General features: G+C 40.5%; 13 protein-coding genes and 15 tRNA genes. 25 read left to right on the forward strand and 3 right to left on the reverse strand.

The features are described 5' to 3' along the window. The first annotated feature begins 28 nt into the window (after positions 1-28). The 15 genes from F7732_RS22015 (at position 29) to F7732_RS22085 (ending at position 1,543) form a co-directional block, all read left to right on the forward strand. Positions 29-117 (forward strand) — tRNA-Leu (locus tag F7732_RS22015). A 15-nt stretch (positions 118-132) separates the two neighbouring features. Further along, positions 133-209: transfer RNA gene (locus F7732_RS22020), tRNA-Arg, on the forward strand. A gap of 7 nt (positions 210-216) precedes the next feature. Then, a tRNA-Pro gene (locus F7732_RS22025) sits at positions 217-293 on the forward strand. Between the two features lie 20 nt (positions 294-313). Further along, positions 314-389 (forward strand) — tRNA-Ala (locus F7732_RS22030). Between the two features lie 24 nt (positions 390-413). Continuing rightward, positions 414-490, forward strand: a tRNA-Met gene (locus F7732_RS22035). Positions 491-503: 13 nt separating this feature from the next. Then, positions 504-580: transfer RNA gene (locus tag F7732_RS22040), tRNA-Ile, on the forward strand. A gap of 12 nt (positions 581-592) precedes the next feature. Then, positions 593-685: transfer RNA gene (locus tag F7732_RS22045), tRNA-Ser, on the forward strand. Between the two features lie 184 nt (positions 686-869). After that, a tRNA-Met gene (locus F7732_RS22050) sits at positions 870-943 on the forward strand. Positions 944-946: 3 nt separating this feature from the next. Beyond that, positions 947-1,023 (forward strand) — tRNA-Asp (locus F7732_RS22055). Positions 1,024-1,038: 15 nt separating this feature from the next. Continuing rightward, positions 1,039-1,114, forward strand: a tRNA-Phe gene (locus F7732_RS22060). 17 nt (positions 1,115-1,131) lie between these two features. Next, a tRNA-Gly gene (locus F7732_RS22065) sits at positions 1,132-1,205 on the forward strand. Positions 1,206-1,212: 7 nt separating this feature from the next. Further along, a tRNA-Ile gene (locus F7732_RS22070) sits at positions 1,213-1,289 on the forward strand. Between the two features lie 9 nt (positions 1,290-1,298). Beyond that, positions 1,299-1,373, forward strand: a tRNA-Asn gene (locus F7732_RS22075). Positions 1,374-1,376: 3 nt separating this feature from the next. Continuing rightward, positions 1,377-1,467, forward strand: a tRNA-Ser gene (locus F7732_RS22080). Between the two features lie 4 nt (positions 1,468-1,471). Beyond that, a tRNA-Glu gene (locus F7732_RS22085) sits at positions 1,472-1,543 on the forward strand. Between the two features lie 68 nt (positions 1,544-1,611). Here the strand turns inward: F7732_RS22085 and F7732_RS22090 are convergent. Continuing rightward, a complete protein-coding gene (locus tag F7732_RS22090; protein ID WP_151576181.1) occupies positions 1,612-1,809 on the reverse strand; it encodes a hypothetical protein in 198 nt (65 codons plus the stop codon). Between the two features lie 253 nt (positions 1,810-2,062). Between F7732_RS22090 and glgB the strand changes: the two genes are divergently transcribed. The 6 genes from glgB to F7732_RS22120 all read left to right on the forward strand — a co-directional run bounded on the left by glgB (position 2,063) and on the right by F7732_RS22120 (position 10,468). Further along, positions 2,063-4,000, forward strand: coding sequence for a 1,4-alpha-glucan branching protein GlgB (gene glgB / locus F7732_RS22095; RefSeq protein ID WP_151576161.1), 1,938 nt, complete (start codon positions 2,063-2,065; stop codon positions 3,998-4,000). Next, entirely contained in the window at positions 3,942-5,081 is a 1,140-nt protein-coding gene (locus F7732_RS22100) for a glucose-1-phosphate adenylyltransferase (protein ID WP_151576162.1), read from the forward strand. The genes glgB and F7732_RS22100 overlap by 59 nt, the downstream gene beginning before the upstream one ends. A gap of 44 nt (positions 5,082-5,125) precedes the next feature. After that, the gene (locus tag F7732_RS22105) at positions 5,126-6,148 is read left to right on the forward strand and encodes a GlgC family sugar phosphate nucleotidyltransferase (RefSeq protein ID WP_420837707.1); all 1,023 of its coding nucleotides are present in this window, start codon (positions 5,126-5,128) and stop codon (positions 6,146-6,148) included. Continuing rightward, on the forward strand, positions 6,145-7,596 hold the full coding sequence (gene glgA, locus F7732_RS22110) for a glycogen synthase GlgA (protein ID WP_151576164.1): 1,452 nt from the start codon (positions 6,145-6,147) through the stop codon (positions 7,594-7,596). Before F7732_RS22105 ends, glgA begins: the two co-directional genes overlap by 4 nt. Continuing rightward, positions 7,586-9,994, forward strand: a complete 2,409-nt coding sequence (locus F7732_RS22115) for a glycogen/starch/alpha-glucan phosphorylase (protein ID WP_151576165.1) — start codon at positions 7,586-7,588, stop codon at positions 9,992-9,994. Before glgA ends, F7732_RS22115 begins: the two co-directional genes overlap by 11 nt. A 261-nt stretch (positions 9,995-10,255) precedes the next feature. After that, positions 10,256-10,468: a hypothetical protein gene (locus F7732_RS22120; protein ID WP_151576166.1), complete on the forward strand. Its 213-nt coding sequence runs from the start codon at positions 10,256-10,258 to the stop codon at positions 10,466-10,468. 68 nt (positions 10,469-10,536) lie between these two features. On the opposite strand, the gene F7732_RS22125 is transcribed toward F7732_RS22120, so the two are convergent. Together F7732_RS22125 and F7732_RS22130 are read right to left on the reverse strand one after the other, a co-directional pair. Then, a complete protein-coding gene (locus F7732_RS22125; RefSeq protein ID WP_151576167.1) occupies positions 10,537-11,295 on the reverse strand; it encodes a TraR/DksA C4-type zinc finger protein in 759 nt (252 codons plus the stop codon). Positions 11,296-11,488: 193 nt separating this feature from the next. Further along, positions 11,489-12,421 carry a 1,4-dihydroxy-2-naphthoate polyprenyltransferase gene (locus tag F7732_RS22130; protein ID WP_151576168.1) on the reverse strand — a complete coding sequence of 311 codons (933 nt, stop codon included), beginning with the start codon at positions 12,419-12,421 and terminating at the stop codon, positions 11,489-11,491. Between the two features lie 394 nt (positions 12,422-12,815). Between F7732_RS22130 and F7732_RS22135 the strand changes: the two genes are divergently transcribed. The 4 genes from F7732_RS22135 to menB all read left to right on the forward strand — a co-directional run bounded on the left by F7732_RS22135 (position 12,816) and on the right by menB (position 17,684). Then, on the forward strand, positions 12,816-14,222 hold the full coding sequence (locus F7732_RS22135; protein WP_151576169.1) for an isochorismate synthase: 1,407 nt from the start codon (positions 12,816-12,818) through the stop codon (positions 14,220-14,222). Then, a complete protein-coding gene (menD, locus tag F7732_RS22140; protein ID WP_151576170.1) occupies positions 14,219-15,973 on the forward strand; it encodes a 2-succinyl-5-enolpyruvyl-6-hydroxy-3-cyclohexene-1-carboxylic-acid synthase in 1,755 nt (584 codons plus the stop codon). Before F7732_RS22135 ends, menD begins: the two co-directional genes overlap by 4 nt. Next, on the forward strand, positions 15,970-16,788 hold the full coding sequence (gene menH, locus F7732_RS22145) for a 2-succinyl-6-hydroxy-2,4-cyclohexadiene-1-carboxylate synthase (protein ID WP_151576171.1): 819 nt from the start codon (positions 15,970-15,972) through the stop codon (positions 16,786-16,788). Before menD ends, menH begins: the two co-directional genes overlap by 4 nt. A gap of 74 nt (positions 16,789-16,862) precedes the next feature. Continuing rightward, positions 16,863-17,684: a 1,4-dihydroxy-2-naphthoyl-CoA synthase gene (gene menB / locus F7732_RS22150; RefSeq protein WP_066442885.1), complete on the forward strand. Its 822-nt coding sequence runs from the start codon at positions 16,863-16,865 to the stop codon at positions 17,682-17,684. Positions 17,685-17,775: the final 91 nt, after the last annotated feature.

Consider the following 17,775-nt stretch of genomic DNA (forward strand, 5'->3'; position numbering starts at 1 on the left):
CGAATCCCGTCTTCCGCTCCAAGTTTTTGCCGGGGTGGCGGAACTGGCAGACGCACAGGACTTAAAATCCTGCGGTAGGTGACTACCGTACCGGTTCGATTCCGGTCCTCGGCACCAGTAATATTTTAATATGCGCCCGTAGCTCAATTGGATAGAGCGTCTGACTACGGATCAGAAGGTTATGGGTTCGACTCCTTTCGGGCGCGCCATATTTTACGGGGAGTAGCTCAGCTTGGTAGAGCACTTGGTTTGGGACCAAGGGGTCGCAGGTTCGAATCCTGTCTTCCCGACCATTCATTTAAATACCTATTATGGGGCCTTAGCTCAGCTGGGAGAGCGCCTGCCTTGCACGCAGGAGGTCAGCGGTTCGATCCCGCTAGGCTCCACCATAAACTATCCTTTATATTTATTTTGGCGGTGTAGCTCAGCTGGCTAGAGCGTACGGTTCATACCCGTGAGGTCGGGGGTTCGATCCCCTCCGCCGCTACCAAAATAATATAAATGGACCTTTAGCTCAGCTGGTTAGAGCAGACGGCTCATAACCGTCCGGTCGTAGGTTCGAGTCCTACAAGGTCCACCATTTTCGAAATGCGGAGGAATACCCAAGTCCGGCTGAAGGGATCGGTCTTGAAAACCGACAGGCGGGTTAAACCGCGCGGGGGTTCGAATCCCTCTTCCTCCGCCATAATTTTATATATGGCAAAACAAGTTTTATAAATAATATTATCGCGGGGTGGAGCAACGAGCAAAACATCGTTGAATTCACTGCGAGTTGTACCGATTGAGTTGCTTCTTGAAATCACTTCCTGAAATCGGGACAGTCATTTGGTAACAATGAGCATAAGCAATGCTTGTGCAAATAACATTATCGCGGGGTGGAGCAGTCCGGTAGCTCGTCGGGCTCATAACCCGAAGGTCACAGGTTCAAATCCTGTCCCCGCAATCTGGTCCGGTAGTTCAGTTGGTTAGAATGCCTGCCTGTCACGCAGGAGGTCGCGGGTTCGAGTCCCGTCCGGACCGCCATTTTAAATATAGTATGGCTCAGTAGCTCAGTCGGTAGAGCAAAGGACTGAAAATCCTTGTGTCGGCGGTTCGATTCCGTCCTGAGCCACCATTTTAATATAAAAATATGCGGGTGTAGTTTAGTGGTAAAACCTCAGCCTTCCAAGCTGATGATGAGGGTTCGATTCCCTTCACCCGCTCCAATTTTATGGGCCTATAGCTCAGCTGGTTAGAGCGCACGCCTGATAAGCGTGAGGTCGATGGTTCGAGTCCATTTAGGCCCACCATACAATTGTTCCGCAGTAGCTCAGTGGTAGAGCATTCGGCTGTTAACCGAACGGTCGTAGGTTCGAGTCCTACCTGCGGAGCCATATGGGGAAGTACTCAAGAGGCTGAAGAGGCGCCCCTGCTAAGGGTGTAGGTCGCGTAAGCGGCGCGAGGGTTCAAATCCCTCCTTCTCCGCCATATTGGCCCCTTGGTCAAGCGGTTAAGACACCGCCCTTTCACGGCGGTAACACGGGTTCGAATCCCGTAGGGGTCATATACTACAAAAAAACTGTCAACTAAAGTTGACAGTTTTTTTGTGCTGAATGAAAGTGCAGATAAGGACTAATCCATATCCTCATCTTTTTTTACTAGTTTTTGCCCCGGATTATTTAAATCAATTTCAGACGTCACGCCTGTATAAGGCCCCCTAAACATATCACCGGTCGCCATAATTTTTCCATCTGGTGCATCAAAAATAGGAACTTTGATTTGATTTTTATTTGCTTTGTTTAAAAGATACTCTTCTTCCTTATTGCTCATCAACGGTCACGCTCCTTTCAATTTCTTCTATTTATTATGCAATGAACATAAAAAATTATCCTCAAAGAACCCCATCACTAAAAGATCTCACTATTTTTTAAGAGATTTAGATGCAATATGATGAAAGCTGGCGAAATATGCGCGAAATTGTCAAAAGATTATGATAGATAAAAGCAAGGGATTTGGCATTTCTTATCGAATACCTTTTTTATAAGGAGTACGTGAAATAGAACCAGCAGAGGTGATAAAAAGCATGGATACAGTATTTCCTACTGATTACGAACTACATTTGTTTCATGAAGGTACATTGTTTGAAGCCTATAAGCTTTTTGGTTCGCATCTGCTACAGAGTGAGGAGGGAGTTCAGACTAAATTCTGTGTGTGGGCACCGAATGCCGCAGAAGTAAGAATCGCAGGGGATTTTAATAACTGGAATGGAGAGGCGCACCCGCTGCAAAAAGTAAATCAGGAAGGTGTCTGGTTTACCATTATTCAAATGAACCTGGAAGGTCAACTTTACAAGTATGAAATTGTCACAAAGGAAGGAAATGTAATATTAAAATCCGATCCGTATGCCTTTTTTTCTGAGTTGAGGCCAGGGACTGCTTCCATTGTATACGAGTTAGATGCATTTGAATGGAATGATGTGAAATGGCTTCAGAAAAGAGATAAGAGCAATTCTTTGGCAAAGCCGATGGTCATTTATGAAGTCCATTTAGGAACTTGGAAAAAGAAAAATGGAAAATATTTAAGTTATCAGGAATTAGCAGCAGAACTCATACCATATATTAAAGAACACGGTTTTACTCATATTGAAATGTTGCCTCTTGTTGAGCATCCGCTCGATATTTCCTGGGGATATCAGGGTACAGGTTATTTTTCGGCAACTAGCAGATATGGATCTCCTAAAGATTTAATGTATTTCATTGATCAATGTCATCAGCATGAAATCGGAGTCATACTGGATTGGGTACCAGGTCATTTTTGTAAAGATGCACATGGACTATATACCTTTGATGGTGACAATGTATATGAATATGAAACGGAAGCCGATCGTGAGAATCATGTTTGGGGAACAGCAAATTTTAACCTTGCTAAAAATGAAGTTCAAAGTTTTTTGATTTCTAATGCTATTTTTTGGCTTGAGAAATATCATATTGACGGATTCCGCGTAGATGCTGTGTCTAATATTATTTATTGGCCTAATCGTCAGAGCACAGAGGAAAATCCATTTGGAACAGCTTTTTTGCGTAAAGTGAATGAACAGGTAACGCTATATGACCCGAGTGTGCTGATGATTGCAGAAGATTCAACTGACTGGCCGCAAGTAACCGGTCCAGTTCATTATGGCGGGTTAGGATTCAGTTATAAGTGGAATATGGGCTGGATGAATGATGTTCTTTCTTACATGGAAACTCATGCAGCAGATCGAAAACATGAGCATGGAAAAATGACCTTTTCGCTTATGTACGCTTTCTCGGAAAATTTCATATTACCTTTTTCACATGATGAGGTCGTGCATGGAAAAAAGTCATTGTTAGATAAAATGCCGGGAGACTATTGGCAGAAATTTGCCCAATTGCGGCTTCTTTTAGCTTTTATGTTTGCTCATCCTGGAAAAAAGCTTCTTTTTATGGGGTTTGAGCTAGCGATGTTTTCTGAATGGAAAGATCAGGATCAGCTGGATTGGCACTTACTGCAATATGATATGCATAAAAAAATGAATGGATATGTTAAAGAGCTTATTAAGTTATACAAGAGATCAAAGCAGCTTTATGAGGTTGAACAGCGTCATGAAGGCTTTGAATGGATTGATGCAGATAATAAGGAGCAGTCGATTTTTTCTTTTATCAGAAGAGGGGACGATCCAGAGGAGTTTTATGTAGTTGTTTGCAATTTTACGGACCGCTCTTATGCTGACTATCAGATTGGTGTGCCATACGAGGGTGAATACCGGGAGATATTTAATAGTGATTTGGAGGCGTACGGAGGAACAAACCAAATCAATAAGAAATTGCTGAAATCAATGGAATTCTCTTTTCACGGTAAACAATGGTGTATACAAATGACGATCCCTCCTTTTGGAGCTTCAATTTTAAGGCATGTAAAAAAAAGAAAGGGGAGAAAAGGAAATGGGAAAGAAAAACTGCGTAGCCATGCTGTTAGCAGGGGGACAGGGAAGCAGGCTTAATTCTTTAACAAAAAACTTAGCTAAGCCAGCTGTCCCTTTTGGAGGTAAGTATCGTATCATTGATTTTGCTTTAAGCAATTGTACAAATTCAGGCATTGATACAGTTGGTGTTTTGACACAGTATCAGCCTCTTGTTCTGAATTCATACATTGGCATAGGCAGTGCATGGGACCTGGACAGAAAAGATGGCGGTGTAACCGTGCTGCCGCCATACAGCGCGTCTTCAGAGGTAAAGTGGTATACAGGAACAGCAAGTGCCATTTATCAAAATTTAAACTACTTAGAACAATATGATCCAGAATATGTCCTCATATTATCTGGTGACCACATTTATAAAATGGACTATGATCTTATGCTTGAATTTCATAAGAACAAAGGCGCAGACGCCACTATATCCGTTATTGAAGTTCCATGGCATGAAGCATCCCGATTTGGCATCATGAACACGAATGATGAATTGAACATTATTGAGTTTGATGAGAAGCCGGCAAATCCAAAAAACAATCTTGCATCCATGGGCATCTATATTTTTAACTGGAGTGTTTTAAAAAGGCTATTAAGAGAAGATGATTTAAATCATACTTCCAGCCATGACTTTGGCAAAGATATCATTCCGCAAATGCTCAAAGATGAATGTAAGTTATTTGCTTATCCGTTTAAAGGATATTGGAAGGATGTTGGAACTGTTGAAAGCCTATGGGAGGCGAATATGGATCTGCTTGAAGAAAATAGTGAGTTGAGTCTTTTTGATTATGACTGGAGGATTTATTCTGTAAATTCAAATCATCCACCCCAATATATTTCACCAGATGCTGCCGTGTCTCAGTCTTTAATCAATGAAGGCTGTATGATTGAAGGCGATATTCATAAGTCGGTTCTCTTTCAAGGAGTTACCGTAGGCAATGGAACGGTAATTAGGGAATCTGTTGTGATGCCGGGGGCTGTTGTAGGCAAGAATGTCTTAATAGAAAAAGCAATCGTTCCGCCTGACATTAATATACCTGATGGAACTGTCATCAGATCCTTAGACGGCAAAATTGTTTTAGTAACAGAGGATATGCTTGAATTGCTTGCAAACTAATTAAAAGAGGCTGATAAAAAGAAGGAGGGATACATGTGAATAATATGTTGCTTGGTGTTATTGACGCTACGACCTACCATGATGGGCTTAAGGAGCTGTCTCTTCACCGCTCTTTAGCTGCGATACCTTTTGCGGGACGTTACAGGTTAATTGACTTCATTCTTTCCAATATGGTGAACTCAGGAATTGTCAGTGTAGCCATATTCCCCAAATACCAATATCGTTCTTTAATGGACCATCTGGGATCAGGAAAGAACTGGGACTTAAATCGTAAACGGGATGGCCTTTTCTTTTTTCCTTCCCCTAATTTAGACAGCCCTAATAAAGGCATTGGCTCATTTAGCCACTTTGCAGCCAATATGGATTATTTTTATAGAAGCAGACAGGAATATGCACTTATTTCTAACTGTTTTACTGTCTTTAATATGGATTTTAAACCAGTTCTTGATCGCCATATCAATACTGGCTGTGACATCACAGTCATTTGTAAAGAAGAGCAATCATTAGAAATGTTCTTAGTGAAAAAATCCCTTTTAATTGAGCTGATTAATACAAGAGATGAAACAGGATACACCTGCATGTGTGACGTTGTAGCTGATCAAGATCATAATAACTATACACTTTGTACGTATGAGTATACAGGTTCGTATGTTGCTATTGATTCAATTGAAACGTATTTCCAGGCAAATATGAAGCTTTTGCAGGCTCAAACATGGAAGGACCTCTTTCTAAAAGATCAGCCTATTTATACAAAGGTCAAGGATGAACCTCCAACCCGTTACCTAACAGGAAGCTCTGTTCGCAATTCAATCATTGCGAATGGATGCCGGATCGAAGGAACAGTAGAAAATAGCATCATATCCCGCGGTGTTGTCATTGGCAAAGGAACCGTGGTGAAAAACAGTATAATTATGCAAAAATGTGAGATTGAAGAAAATTGTGTATTAGAGTCCGCAATTTTAGATAAAGATGTAAAGGTACAACCAAATACCAGCCTAATTGGGACAGAAGAAAATCCATTCGTAGTTCGCAAAGGCACGGTACAAGGAGCGCTGATGAATTCGTGAACGTATTATTTGTCGTGTCAGAATGTGTGCCTTTTGTAAAATCTGGAGGTCTAGCTGATGTTGCTGGCTCACTGCCTAATGAATTAATAAAGCAAGGAACAGATGTAAGAGTGATTCTTCCGAAGTATGGAACAATCCACCAGCAGTATAAAAAGAAGATGAATCCTTTAAAGCAGTTCGAAGTGAAAGTCGGCTGGAGAAAACAATATTGTGGCATTGAACAGTTAGTGTTAAAGAATATCACCTATTATTTTGTTGATAACGAATATTATTTTAATAGAGATAATCTATATGGATATGATGACGACGGAGAACGGTTTGCTTACTTCAATCAAGCTGTGCTTGAAAGTCTGGGGCATATTGACTTTCTTCCGGATATTATCCATTGTCATGATTGGCATACTGCGATGATTCCCTATTTATTGAGAATAAAGTATCAGCAAAGACAGGGGTATCAGCATATTAAGTCGGTATTCACTATTCATAATCTGCAATTTCAAGGGATATTCGCTAAAGAGGCTGTTGGAGATTTATTTGAACTGAATTATAAGCATTTTAATAGTAAAGAATTAGAGTTTTACGGAGCAATGAATTTTATGAAGGGCGGATTAGTGGCTGCAGATTCCATTACAACAGTAAGTGAAGCTTATAAGGAAGAGATTCAAACTGAATATTATGGAGAAAAGCTGCATGGTCTGTTAAAGCAAAGAGCAAATCACTTAGAAGGCATTCTAAATGGCATTGATGATGAATTTTATAACCCTGCATCAGATCCTGCATTAAAGCAATCTTTTCATGTAAGTGATAGATGCAGGAAGAAAGAAAATAAGCTGGATCTTCAGCAGAAATTTGGATTGGAAGAAGATATTGAGATCCCTATTATTGCGATGGTTACTAGATTAACGAAGCAAAAGGGTCTTGATTTAATCACATGTATTTTTCATGAATTAATGCAGGAGGATATTCAGTTTATATTGCTGGGCACAGGCGATGAGCCATTTGAGCAATTTTTCAGGGCTATGGAGCAGAAATATCCGCAAAAATGCAAAGCCTATATTGGATTTGATGAGAGTATTGCTCACCGGATTTATGCGGGTGCAGATTTATTTCTTATGCCATCTCAATTTGAACCATGCGGTCTTGGCCAAATGATTGCGATGCGATACGGAGCAGTTCCAATTGTCCGCGAAACTGGAGGATTAAAAGATACGGTTCTTTCGTATGATCCAGAAACGGGAAAAGGGAACGGCTTTACGTTTACCAATTTTAATGCTCATGATATGCTCTATACGATTCGAAGAGCTTTGGACTTTTTTCAGAATGAAAAAGATATGGACCAAGTGATGACCAATGCGATGAAGAAGGATTTTAGCTGGGCGCAGTCTGCTTTTCAATATAATAGATTGTACGCAAGTCTTATTACTAGGAGTGAAACTCATGTTTTCTGATAAGGATGCATTTAAGGAAGCTTTTTTAAAAAAGCTTGAGATGACTTGCGGTAAAAGTTTTGGAGAAAGCACTGAAAAAGACCGGTATTTTGCTTTAGGGCAGCTTGTTCGAGAACATATCAGTACAGAATGGATCAACACCAATGAACGCTATCGTATTGATAAGGAAAAACAAGTGTATTATCTCTCGATTGAGTTCCTGCTTGGCCGACTGCTTCGGCAAAACTTAATGAACTTAGGCATTGAGAACATAGTAGAAGAAGGGTTACATGATTTAGGGATCGATTTGAAGAATCTTGAGGAGATAGAGGTAGATGCCGGTTTAGGCAATGGTGGTCTTGGGCGTCTGGCCGCTTGCTTCCTTGATTCGCTCGCATCCTTAAATTTGGCAGGTCATGGCTTTGGTATTCGCTATAAGCATGGCCTGTTTGAGCAGAAAATTGTCGATGGATATCAAGTGGAATTGCCGGAGCAATGGCTTCGCAATGGGCATGTATGGGAAGTAAGAAAGCCAGATTTGGCCATTGAGGTGCCCTTTTGGGGGCATGTAGAAAGCTGGAAAAAAGAAAATGGTTCGCTCGCTTTTCGCCACCTGAATGCCGAACTCATTACTGCTGTTCCTTATGATATGCCTGTTGCAGGCTATCAGACCGATACAATCAATACGTTACGGTTATGGAGTGCGGAACCTGCGCCTTATCCTGTGAATAAAGATATATTAAATTACAAACGCGAAACTGAGCAGGTGTCTGAATTCTTGTATCCTGATGATACGCATGATGAAGGGAAAATATTGAGATTAAAACAGCAATATTTTTTGGTGTGTGCAAGCTTAAAATCTATTGTTCAATCCTATCGCAGACAGCATAGTAGTTTAAGAGAATTTCATGAATACGTCAGCATTCATATTAATGATACTCATCCTGTACTGGCAATCCCTGAGCTGATGAGAATCCTGCTTGATGAAGAGGGGATGAGCTGGGAGGAAGCTTGGAACATTACGGTGAATACGATTTCGTATACGAACCATACTACACTAGCAGAAGCATTAGAAAAGTGGCCGATTCGTATATTTCAGCCGTTGTTGCCGAGGATATACATGATCGTTTATGAAATAAATGAACGCTTTTGTCAGGAGCTATGGCAAGAGTACGAAGGAGACTGGACACGTATTGAAAACATGGCCATAATTGCACATGGTCAAGTGAAGATGGCTCATTTAGCCATTTGCGGCAGTCATAGTGTTAATGGCGTTGCAGCTTTGCATACGGAGATTCTCAAACTGAGGGAAATGAATCAGTTTTATCAATATTATCCTGATAAATTCAATAACAAGACAAATGGAATTACCCATAGAAGATGGCTGATCAAATCCAATCCGCTGTTAACAAAGCTGATAAATGACAGCATTGGAAACGAATGGATTAGAGAGCCAGAGGAAATTCAAAAGCTGCTTGCTTATGAGAACAACCCAGCTTTTTTGGAACAGCTTTCAGTGATTAAAAAGAAAAACAAAGAGCGTCTGTCGGAAGTGATCAGGAAGCAGGCAGGGCTCCAAATTGATCCTTCATCCATTTTTGATGTTCAAGTAAAAAGGCTTCATGCTTATAAAAGACAGCTTTTAAATATCCTTCACGTCTTGTACTTATACAATCAATTAAAAGAAAATAGTAGTTTCAGTATGCCGCCAAGAACCTTTATTTTTGGAGCAAAAGCATCGCCTGGCTACTATTATGCTAAAAAAATCATTAAATTAATAAACTCTGTGGCCGCAAAAGTGAATAATGACCCGCAAACACGAGATCAGCTGAAGGTCGTTTTCCTTGAAAATTATCGAGTATCATTAGCTGAACTGGTATTTCCTGCTGCAGATATTAGTGAGCAGATCTCAACAGCAACAAAGGAAGCTTCTGGCACAGGCAATATGAAATTTATGATGAATGGTGCCATTACTGTTGGAACGCTGGATGGAGCGAATATTGAAATTAAAGAAAAGGCTGGGGATGAAAATATTTTCATTTTTGGTCTTACAGCTGAGGAAGTCTTGAAATACGAACGTCAAGGCGGCTACAATTCAATGGAATATTATCATCATGACAATCGAATTAGTAAAGTACTGACTCAGTTAACAAACGGATTTTTTCCAGATACTGCTGGAGAATTTGAAGCGATTGCGAGCTCCTTATTGATGGAAAATGATCAATATTATGTACTCAGAGACTTTGATGCTTACGCCAAAATTCAGCATAAAGCGGGGCTGGCGTATTCTGATCAGCAGCGCTGGCTAAAAATGAGTTTAAGAAATATTGGGACGTCTGGTTTCTTTTCAAGTGATCGGACAATTAGAGAATATGCAGACGATATATGGGGAATCCGTTCGTCTCATATTAAGGTATAGAACTGTAAAATACGGCAATTGAATGAAGCTGAACGTCAAATATATTAATCACTGAAGCGGGAGAGGCAATTTTTTCTTCCGCTTTCTATTATATTTTTAGGAAAATAATGTTATCATCGGCATCTTAACTGGCAACTTTAATGTAGAATAAAAGGACGAGTGCGGACATACCCATATGATAAGAGGAAGATGAAATTATTACCACTATAAAAATTTATATTTTATGGTAATAATGGATACAAGAGAAAAGGGGGTAGCATCATGTTTGAAATGGAAAAAGGCTCAATGGAAGAGATACTTCTTCACTTGCAAAATATTGGCCTGCAGTTGAACGAATATGAGAAGAGCAATGCTGTCATTCCTGTGAAAAGCTACAAAGAGTTATTAGAATTTAGTATTAATATTGCTAGAAGGACAAACGATGTAACGGAAACCATTGACGAAATTATTGGCGATCTTGAATCAAGTATATAGAGACAATAAATACAAGCGATACCATTAGGAAGAATGGTATCGCTTTTTTAATAATTGCGACCTATAATTTACTCATCTTTTTTGTCATCAACATACCCATCTGATTGATGGTAAGGCACATCGCCAAAGGGTGCATCAATATCCTCAGAATCAAGCATTGCTTCATACTCTTCATGCTTTTTGGAAGGATAAATTTTTCTGGATTTCCCCTCCATATCATTGCCTATAAAGGTCTCATAATCCTCAGTAAATCCTTCATCATCATGTCCTTCATTATATAGAGAGTTATAATCCTCGTAATCCCCTCTTAAATCAGAAGGTGTTTCTGACGTTCCATATCGTGCCACTTCTTGGAAACTGTCCTCATTATCAACAACTTCTCTGAATTGTTTATGCTGAAAAGTATTTCCGTGAGCGGGCTCCAATACCTCTTCTTCAACCGGCCGATCCTCTTTTATACTTTGTTCAGGACTGTGTTCTTTACAGTATAGGGTATAAGGAACAACTTCTAACCTTTCAAAAGGAATCTCGGTACCGCATTCTTTACATTTTCCGTATGTTCCATTTTCAATAGCTTGTAATGCTGCATTAATTTTGTTTACCTGTGAATCATGATGTTCCTCTAAGGCGAAATCTTTTTCTCTTTCGTAGAGCTCAGAACCCATATCAGCAGGATGATTATCATATAGTGAGAGCTCACCAACTGTTTCGCGGGCATTTACACCCTCTAAACTGCCGTCTTTATTATCCTGGAGCTGGTTTTCGAGTGACTGCTTTTCCTCAAGCAGAGTACTTTTTAATTGCTCTAGTTGTGTATTCGTTAGCAAACAATCCACATCCTCTTTTGAACTTAAATTTCTGGTTCTTTTTATTATGAACGGTACTTGTCTTTTTTATTGTCATATCTTGAAAATACCCTGATTTCAAAAAAGTTAACCATGTTTTAGGATTGAGGATATATTATTGCCTGATTACACAGGAAAAATCCCTTTGCCACATGTGTGCAAAGGGATTGAATTATTATAAGAAATAACCTAAAAATAAGCCAATTGACAGTAAAAAACCAAAAATGGTATTAGTTTGTGCGGTTGCAACCATAGCTGGCATCATTGTAATAGGAATTGATTTTCCGATAAAGCCTTTTGTTGCTTTAATGGCTTTCGGAGTGCTTAAAATAACAAGAGCAAGCCATGGAGAGCTGACACCCGTAAAAATTAAGATAAACACCCATGCATAAGAAACAATAAACATACCGGCAAGCAGCTTTACAGCTCCCTCTCTGCCAATCAAAATAGCTAAAGTTTTACGGCCAAAAGCCTTATCTCCATCAAAGTCGCGGATATTGTTGGCTAACAGAATGGCGCCAACAAGCAGCAGGATTGGGAATGAGACAAGCACACTTGTTAAAGAAACAGTGCCGGTTTGGATGTAGAATGAAATCAGGATAATCATCATCCCCATAAAAAAGCCAGCAAAAAGTTCTCCGAAAGGTGTGTAGGCAATCGGAAGCGGTCCACCCGTATATAAATAACCGACAGCCATACAGACGAGACCAACAGCAGCGAGCCACCAGCTCGTTTGCATACAAATGTAGACACCAAGGAGCATGGAAATGCCGTATAAGCTTAAGGCAATCTGCATAATGGTATTTGGTTTGATTCCATCTCGTACAATCGCTCCGCCAATTCCTACAGATTCTTCTGTATCAAGGCCTCTTTTAAAATCGTAATATTCATTAAACATATTTGTTGCTGCTTGAATAAGCAAGCTTGCCAGCAGCATGGCAAGAAATAATCCGAAATGTATATCAGTGTCACTGATCGCTAATGCTGTTCCGATTAAGACTGGGACAAACGCTGCAGTTAATGTATGTGGTCTTGTTAATTGCCACCATACTTTCCACCCTTTTGCCCCATTTGCAGGCTTAAAGCTCGTCTGCACTTCAGGTTGCATGATTACACTCTCCCTTTGTTGTATATATGTGTCAATTGTTAATGAAATATGCCAAATAAAACGATATTATTAACATTACAATCATAAGTTTAGGAAATGTTTGATGGGGTGTCAATGAAATTTTACAAGAAGCAGAGGCGGTAATTCCCAGCAGCAGCAGCCCAGAAAAATCATTGACTATAACGTGATCAATTTATTTTCAAATTAATTAATAGAAAACAGCTTTTAAAAAAGTCCTATTAATGGGAATAGTAGAAGTTACGAACTCGTTTTCCTCAATATATATGGTATGATAGATAGGCGAAACATCCTGAATCATTGACATGTCAAGCGATTGAGGTGTATCTTAAAGGAATGAAGAATAGCCGCTAATGCAGCTATTGGAGGGATTTTTTTGGTTACGATTCATGACACGGAACTAAAAGAAGGGATCCATGAAGCGATTGAAAAGGCAAAAGCTTTATCAAAGCCCATTTTAGTGAGCGAAGTAAAAAAAATAAATGAAATAGACCCTTTACTTTTCTTTCATGCGGGACAGGCTCGATATGAAGGAGAACGATTTTTTTGGAAAGAAGATTCCGGCAATGAGGTTTTTGTTGGAATGGGAATATGCGGACAAATTCAGTCGGATCAGGCAGCTGACCGCTTTTTTCTTGTGAAAAAAGAATGGGAAGCTTTACTGCAAGATATGGTTATTTATAATTCATATTCCAATAAAGGGACAGGTCCATTATTATTCGGAGGCTTTTCCTTCGATCCAAAAAAACAAAAGACAAAGCTGTGGTCCAAATTTTCACATTCCCTTTTCCATCTCCCTTTATTTATGTATAGCATCGTTGATGGTGAAGCCTATTTAACGACCAATGTAATTTGTACACAGCATGATGATTTGACACTATATAAAAAAATAGAAGCAAACCGCCAGGCCATTTTAACTGATCTGCCATCTGGTCTTCCTGCAACTTCAAATATCCTTCTAAAAGATGTAGAAATAAATCCGGAAGCTTGGATGGAGACAGTTGAGAGCGTTGTCAATGACATGATGAATGGCCTTTATCAGAAAGTAGTACTTGCAAGGGAAGAAAGGCTGGCATTCTCACAGCAGATTTCAATTGAAGTTGTACTTGGAAACTTATTATCCAGGCAAAAGAATAGTTTTATTTTTGCATTTGAAGCAAGCGGAGACTGTTTTATAGGAGCGACACCTGAACGCTTAGTAAAAAAAGAAGGAAATACTTTGTTCTCTACATGTCTTGCAGGATCCATCCGCAGAGGAGTTACGGAAGAAGAGGATCAAGAGCTGGGCAAAGAACTGCTTCAAGATCCAAAAAATACAGTTGAGCACCACTATGTAGTTGAAATGATCACGGCTGCTATGAAGGAAACATGCGAGTCTGTGAGCATTCCAGATAAGCCTGTATTAATGAAGCTAAAAGATATACAGCATCTCTATACACCTGTAACTGGAACAGCCAATAAGGATACATCATTACTCACGCTTGTTGAACGATTGCATCCTACACCAGCGCTTGGCGGTGTGCCAACGGAATCAGCCATTAAAGTTATTCGCGAACGGGAAGAATTGGACCGCGGTTTTTATGCGGCCCCAATTGGATGGATGGATTATAGAGGGGATGGAGAGTTTGCTGTTGCATTACGTTCAGGATTAATCCAAGGAGACGAGGCATCTATTTTTGCTGGATGTGGAGTTGTACAGCATTCCGATCCACTAAGTGAATATGAGGAAACAAAAATTAAATTCCGGCCAATGCGGTCAGCTCTTGGAGGGATGAAACAATGAATCATCAAGCAGCCTTAACTTCCTATATTGCTGCATTTGTTGCGGAGCTTGTCAAAAATGGGGTCGAAAATGCAGTCGTCAGTCCTGGTTCTCGCTCTACGCCTATGGCGATGGTAATGGCAGAGCATCCAGACTTAAATATCCACATTCATGTGGATGAACGGTCTGCTGCCTTTTTTGCATTAGGACTGGCAAAAGCATCAAAACAGCCTGTTGTGTTACTATGCACTTCCGGAACAGCAGCAGCGAATTACTTTCCGGCAATTGTGGAAGCTTTTTATTCAAGAGTTCCTCTGATCGTGCTGACAGCAGACCGGCCCCATGAATTGAGAGATGTTGGGGCGCCACAGGCGATTGATCAAATCCGCTTATATGGTCATCATGTCAAATGGTTCGTGGAAATGGCACCGCCTGAAAGTTCAGAGGAAATGATTCGATATGCAAGGACCGTTTGTGCACGTGCTGCTGCAGCTGCGAAAAGAGCGCCTTCCGGACCTGTTCATTTGAATTTTCCTTTTAGAGAGCCATTAATTCCTCTCTTAGATCAAGAGGATTTATTTTTATCCCATGAGCGTGAGGAGCGATATGTGAAAGTTCAAACAGGTGAGTATACTCTGTCACAAGACGAATTCGCTGAAATCGCTGAAACAATCTCCAAAACCGAGAATGGGATCATTATTTGCGGACCGCTGGAAGAAGAGATGTTTGCCGGAGAAGTGGTGAAACTTGCTCAAAAGCTGAAGTTCCCTATCCTGGCAGATCCGTTATCCCAACTGCGCAGCGGAAATCATGATGGAGCATATATCATCGATACATATGATACGATTTTGAAGAATAAAAAGGCACTGCAGGAGCTGAAACCTGAAGTTGTCATCCGTTTTGGAGCAATGCCTGTTTCAAAACCTCTGTCTATCTTTTTAAAAGAGCATGCCCATGCGCGTCAATTTGTCATTGATGGAGGTGCCGGATGGCGCGATCAGGGACTCGTATCAACCGATATGATTTACTGTCATGAAACACTTTTTTGCTCAGCATTACTTCCACTTTTGATGGAAAATAAAAATGATACTTACTTTTCTCTTTGGAGATCATTAAATGAAATAACAAGAGAATGCCTGCAGGAAATTAATCAGACTGAAACTTTAAGCGAAGGAAAATTATTTTCACAGCTTTCAAAGATGCTGCCTGAGGGGTCACTTCTATTTGTAGGGAACAGTATGCCAATCAGAGATCTTGATACGTTCTTCCATTTTAATCAGAAGTCGTTTAAGATTATGGCAAACAGAGGTGCCAATGGAATTGACGGGGTTGTTTCAACAGCTTTAGGTGCGGCTTCCATTTCACAGCCTGCATATTTAATTGTCGGAGATCTAACCTTTTTCCATGATCTTAATGGTCTCATTGCTTCTAAGCTATATGATATTAACTTAACTGTTTTACTCATTAATAATAATGGCGGCGGAATCTTTTCTTTCCTTCCTCAATCTGAGCATCAAAAAAACTTTGAGAGGCTCTTTGGAACTCCGCTGGACATTCAATTTGAGCACAGTATTCGCATGTTTGGCGGGCATTATGACCTTATTGAAGATTGGAATCACCTTTCTTCCTCTTTGGCGAGAAGTTTGGAGAATAAGGGCTTGAACGTTCTGGAAATTACGACAAAGCGTGACGAAAATGTACAAGAGCATCGAGACTTGACGAATGCTGTTTCCCGGGAAATAAGTCGATTTTTGGAAGGCGAATACCGATGAATTTTGTTATAGACAGCATTCGCTACCATGTCGATTGCTGGGGAAAAGGAAAACCACTGGTTTTATTGCATGGCTTCACTGGCAATAGTACTGGGTGGCGGGAGTTCCATCCTTTTTGGGCATCTACTAGATCTGTTTTTGCCGTGGATATCATTGGTCATGGTCAGACAGAGTCACCAGATGACGTTAGTTCCTATACGGTTGAAAAGGCAGCAGAGCATCTAAAAGAATTATTTCAGCACTTAAATATTTCAAAGGCAGATGTACTCGGCTATTCAATGGGAGGACGGCTTGCCTTAACCTTTGCTCTTAAACATCAGCATTTAGTGGACCGTCTTATTTTGGAGAGTGCTACTCCTGGCCTTCGTACAGAAGATGAAAGAATAATCCGAAGAGCAAATGATCTGAAATTGGCTCACAAGATTTTGGAGAACGGTGTTCCTCACTTTGTGGATTATTGGGAGAATATCCCGATGTTTGACAGTCAAACAGCCCTCCCTGTGGCTAAGCGGAACCGTATTCGCGAACAGCGTCTGCAGAACGATCCTAAAGGATTGAGCAACAGTTTGATGGGGATGGGAACAGGCTCTCAGCCGTCTTGGTGGGAGGATTTAGCTAATCTATCATTTAATGTTCTCCTCATTACTGGAGAATTAGACAAGAAATTCTGCGATATAGCAGATAAAATGACAGCATCCTTGCCAAATTGCGAGTGGCAGACGGTTAAAAATTGCGGTCATGCAATTCATGTGGAGAAACCTGAAAAATTTGGTACAATAGTAGAGGAGTTTCTCTTTTCGCGCATGAATAAATAGTCGAAAAGCAAAAATAACAGAGGATAAAGAATGATTTGTCCTTTTATAGCTTTACATTAAAGGAGGCAATAGAAATGTCAGCAGTTGAATGGGTTGCAGGACGCCAATATGAGGAAGTCCTATACGAAACGTATAATGGGATTGCAAAGATTACGATCAATCGCCCCCAAGTACATAATGCTTTCACTCCAAGAACGGTAATGGAGCTAATTGATGCATTTGCGTATGCACGTGATGATGAAAATGTTGGTGTTATTATTTTAACAGGTGCTGGAGATAAAGCATTCTGCTCCGGTGGAGACCAGAAAGTTCGCGGTCATGGCGGATATGTCGGTGACGACCAAATTCCACGTCTAAATGTTCTAGATTTACAGCGCTTAATTCGTGTTATTCCGAAACCAGTTATTGCAATGGTAAAGGGATATGCAATCGGCGGCGGACATGTTCTGCATATTGTTTGTGATTTAACGATTGCAGCAGATAATGCAGTATTTGGTCAAACGGGCCCGAAAGTCGGCAGTTTTGATGCTGGTTATGGTTCTGGTTACCTTGCAAGAATTGTCGGCCACAAAAAAGCACGCGAAATTTGGTTCTTATGCCGTCAATATAATGCACAGGAAGCAATGGATATGGGACTTGTCAATACAGTCGTTCCGCTTGAAAAGGTTGAGGAAGAGACTATTCAGTGGTGTGAGGAAATTCTCGAGAAAAGCCCAACAGCGATCCGCTTCCTAAAAGCAGCATTTAATGCAGACACAGATGGTCTTGCTGGTATTCAGCAATTCGCTGGTGATGCAACGCTTCTTTACTACACAACTGACGAGGCAAAAGAAGGAAGAGATGCGTTTAAAGAAAAACGCAAACCGGACTTTGGTCAATTTCCGCGTTTCCCTTAATGTCAATAAACAAGGCTTGATGGTGAACTCCATCAAGCCTTTTTGTACTACCAGAAATGAGCATCGCCGAAGAAGGCTCGGCGCCGTGCCT

Source organism: Bacillus mesophilum (genome assembly GCF_008923265.1).
GTDB lineage: Bacteria > Bacillota > Bacilli > Bacillales > Cytobacillaceae > Cytobacillus > Cytobacillus mesophilum.

Bases quoted from the DNA above. Each gene is read 5' to 3' on its own strand.
- menD (WP_151576170.1), top strand. From the start codon at position 14,219: ATGAATCATCAAGCAGCCTTAACTTCCTATATTGCTGCATTTGTTGCG.
- menB (WP_066442885.1), top strand. From the start codon at position 16,863: ATGTCAGCAGTTGAATGGGTTGCAGGACGCCAATATGAGGAAGTCCTA.
- F7732_RS22120 (WP_151576166.1), top strand. From the start codon at position 10,256: ATGTTTGAAATGGAAAAAGGCTCAATGGAAGAGATACTTCTTCACTTG.
- F7732_RS22090 (WP_151576181.1), bottom strand. From the start codon at position 1,809: ATGAGCAATAAGGAAGAAGAGTATCTTTTAAACAAAGCAAATAAAAAT.
- glgB (WP_151576161.1), top strand. From the start codon at position 2,063: ATGGATACAGTATTTCCTACTGATTACGAACTACATTTGTTTCATGAA.
- F7732_RS22130 (WP_151576168.1), bottom strand. From the start codon at position 12,421: ATGCAACCTGAAGTGCAGACGAGCTTTAAGCCTGCAAATGGGGCAAAA.
- F7732_RS22100 (WP_151576162.1), top strand. From the start codon at position 3,942: ATGGGAAAGAAAAACTGCGTAGCCATGCTGTTAGCAGGGGGACAGGGA.
- F7732_RS22105 (WP_420837707.1), top strand. From the start codon at position 5,126: ATGTTGCTTGGTGTTATTGACGCTACGACCTACCATGATGGGCTTAAG.
- F7732_RS22115 (WP_151576165.1), top strand. From the start codon at position 7,586: ATGTTTTCTGATAAGGATGCATTTAAGGAAGCTTTTTTAAAAAAGCTT.
- menH (WP_151576171.1), top strand. From the start codon at position 15,970: ATGAATTTTGTTATAGACAGCATTCGCTACCATGTCGATTGCTGGGGA.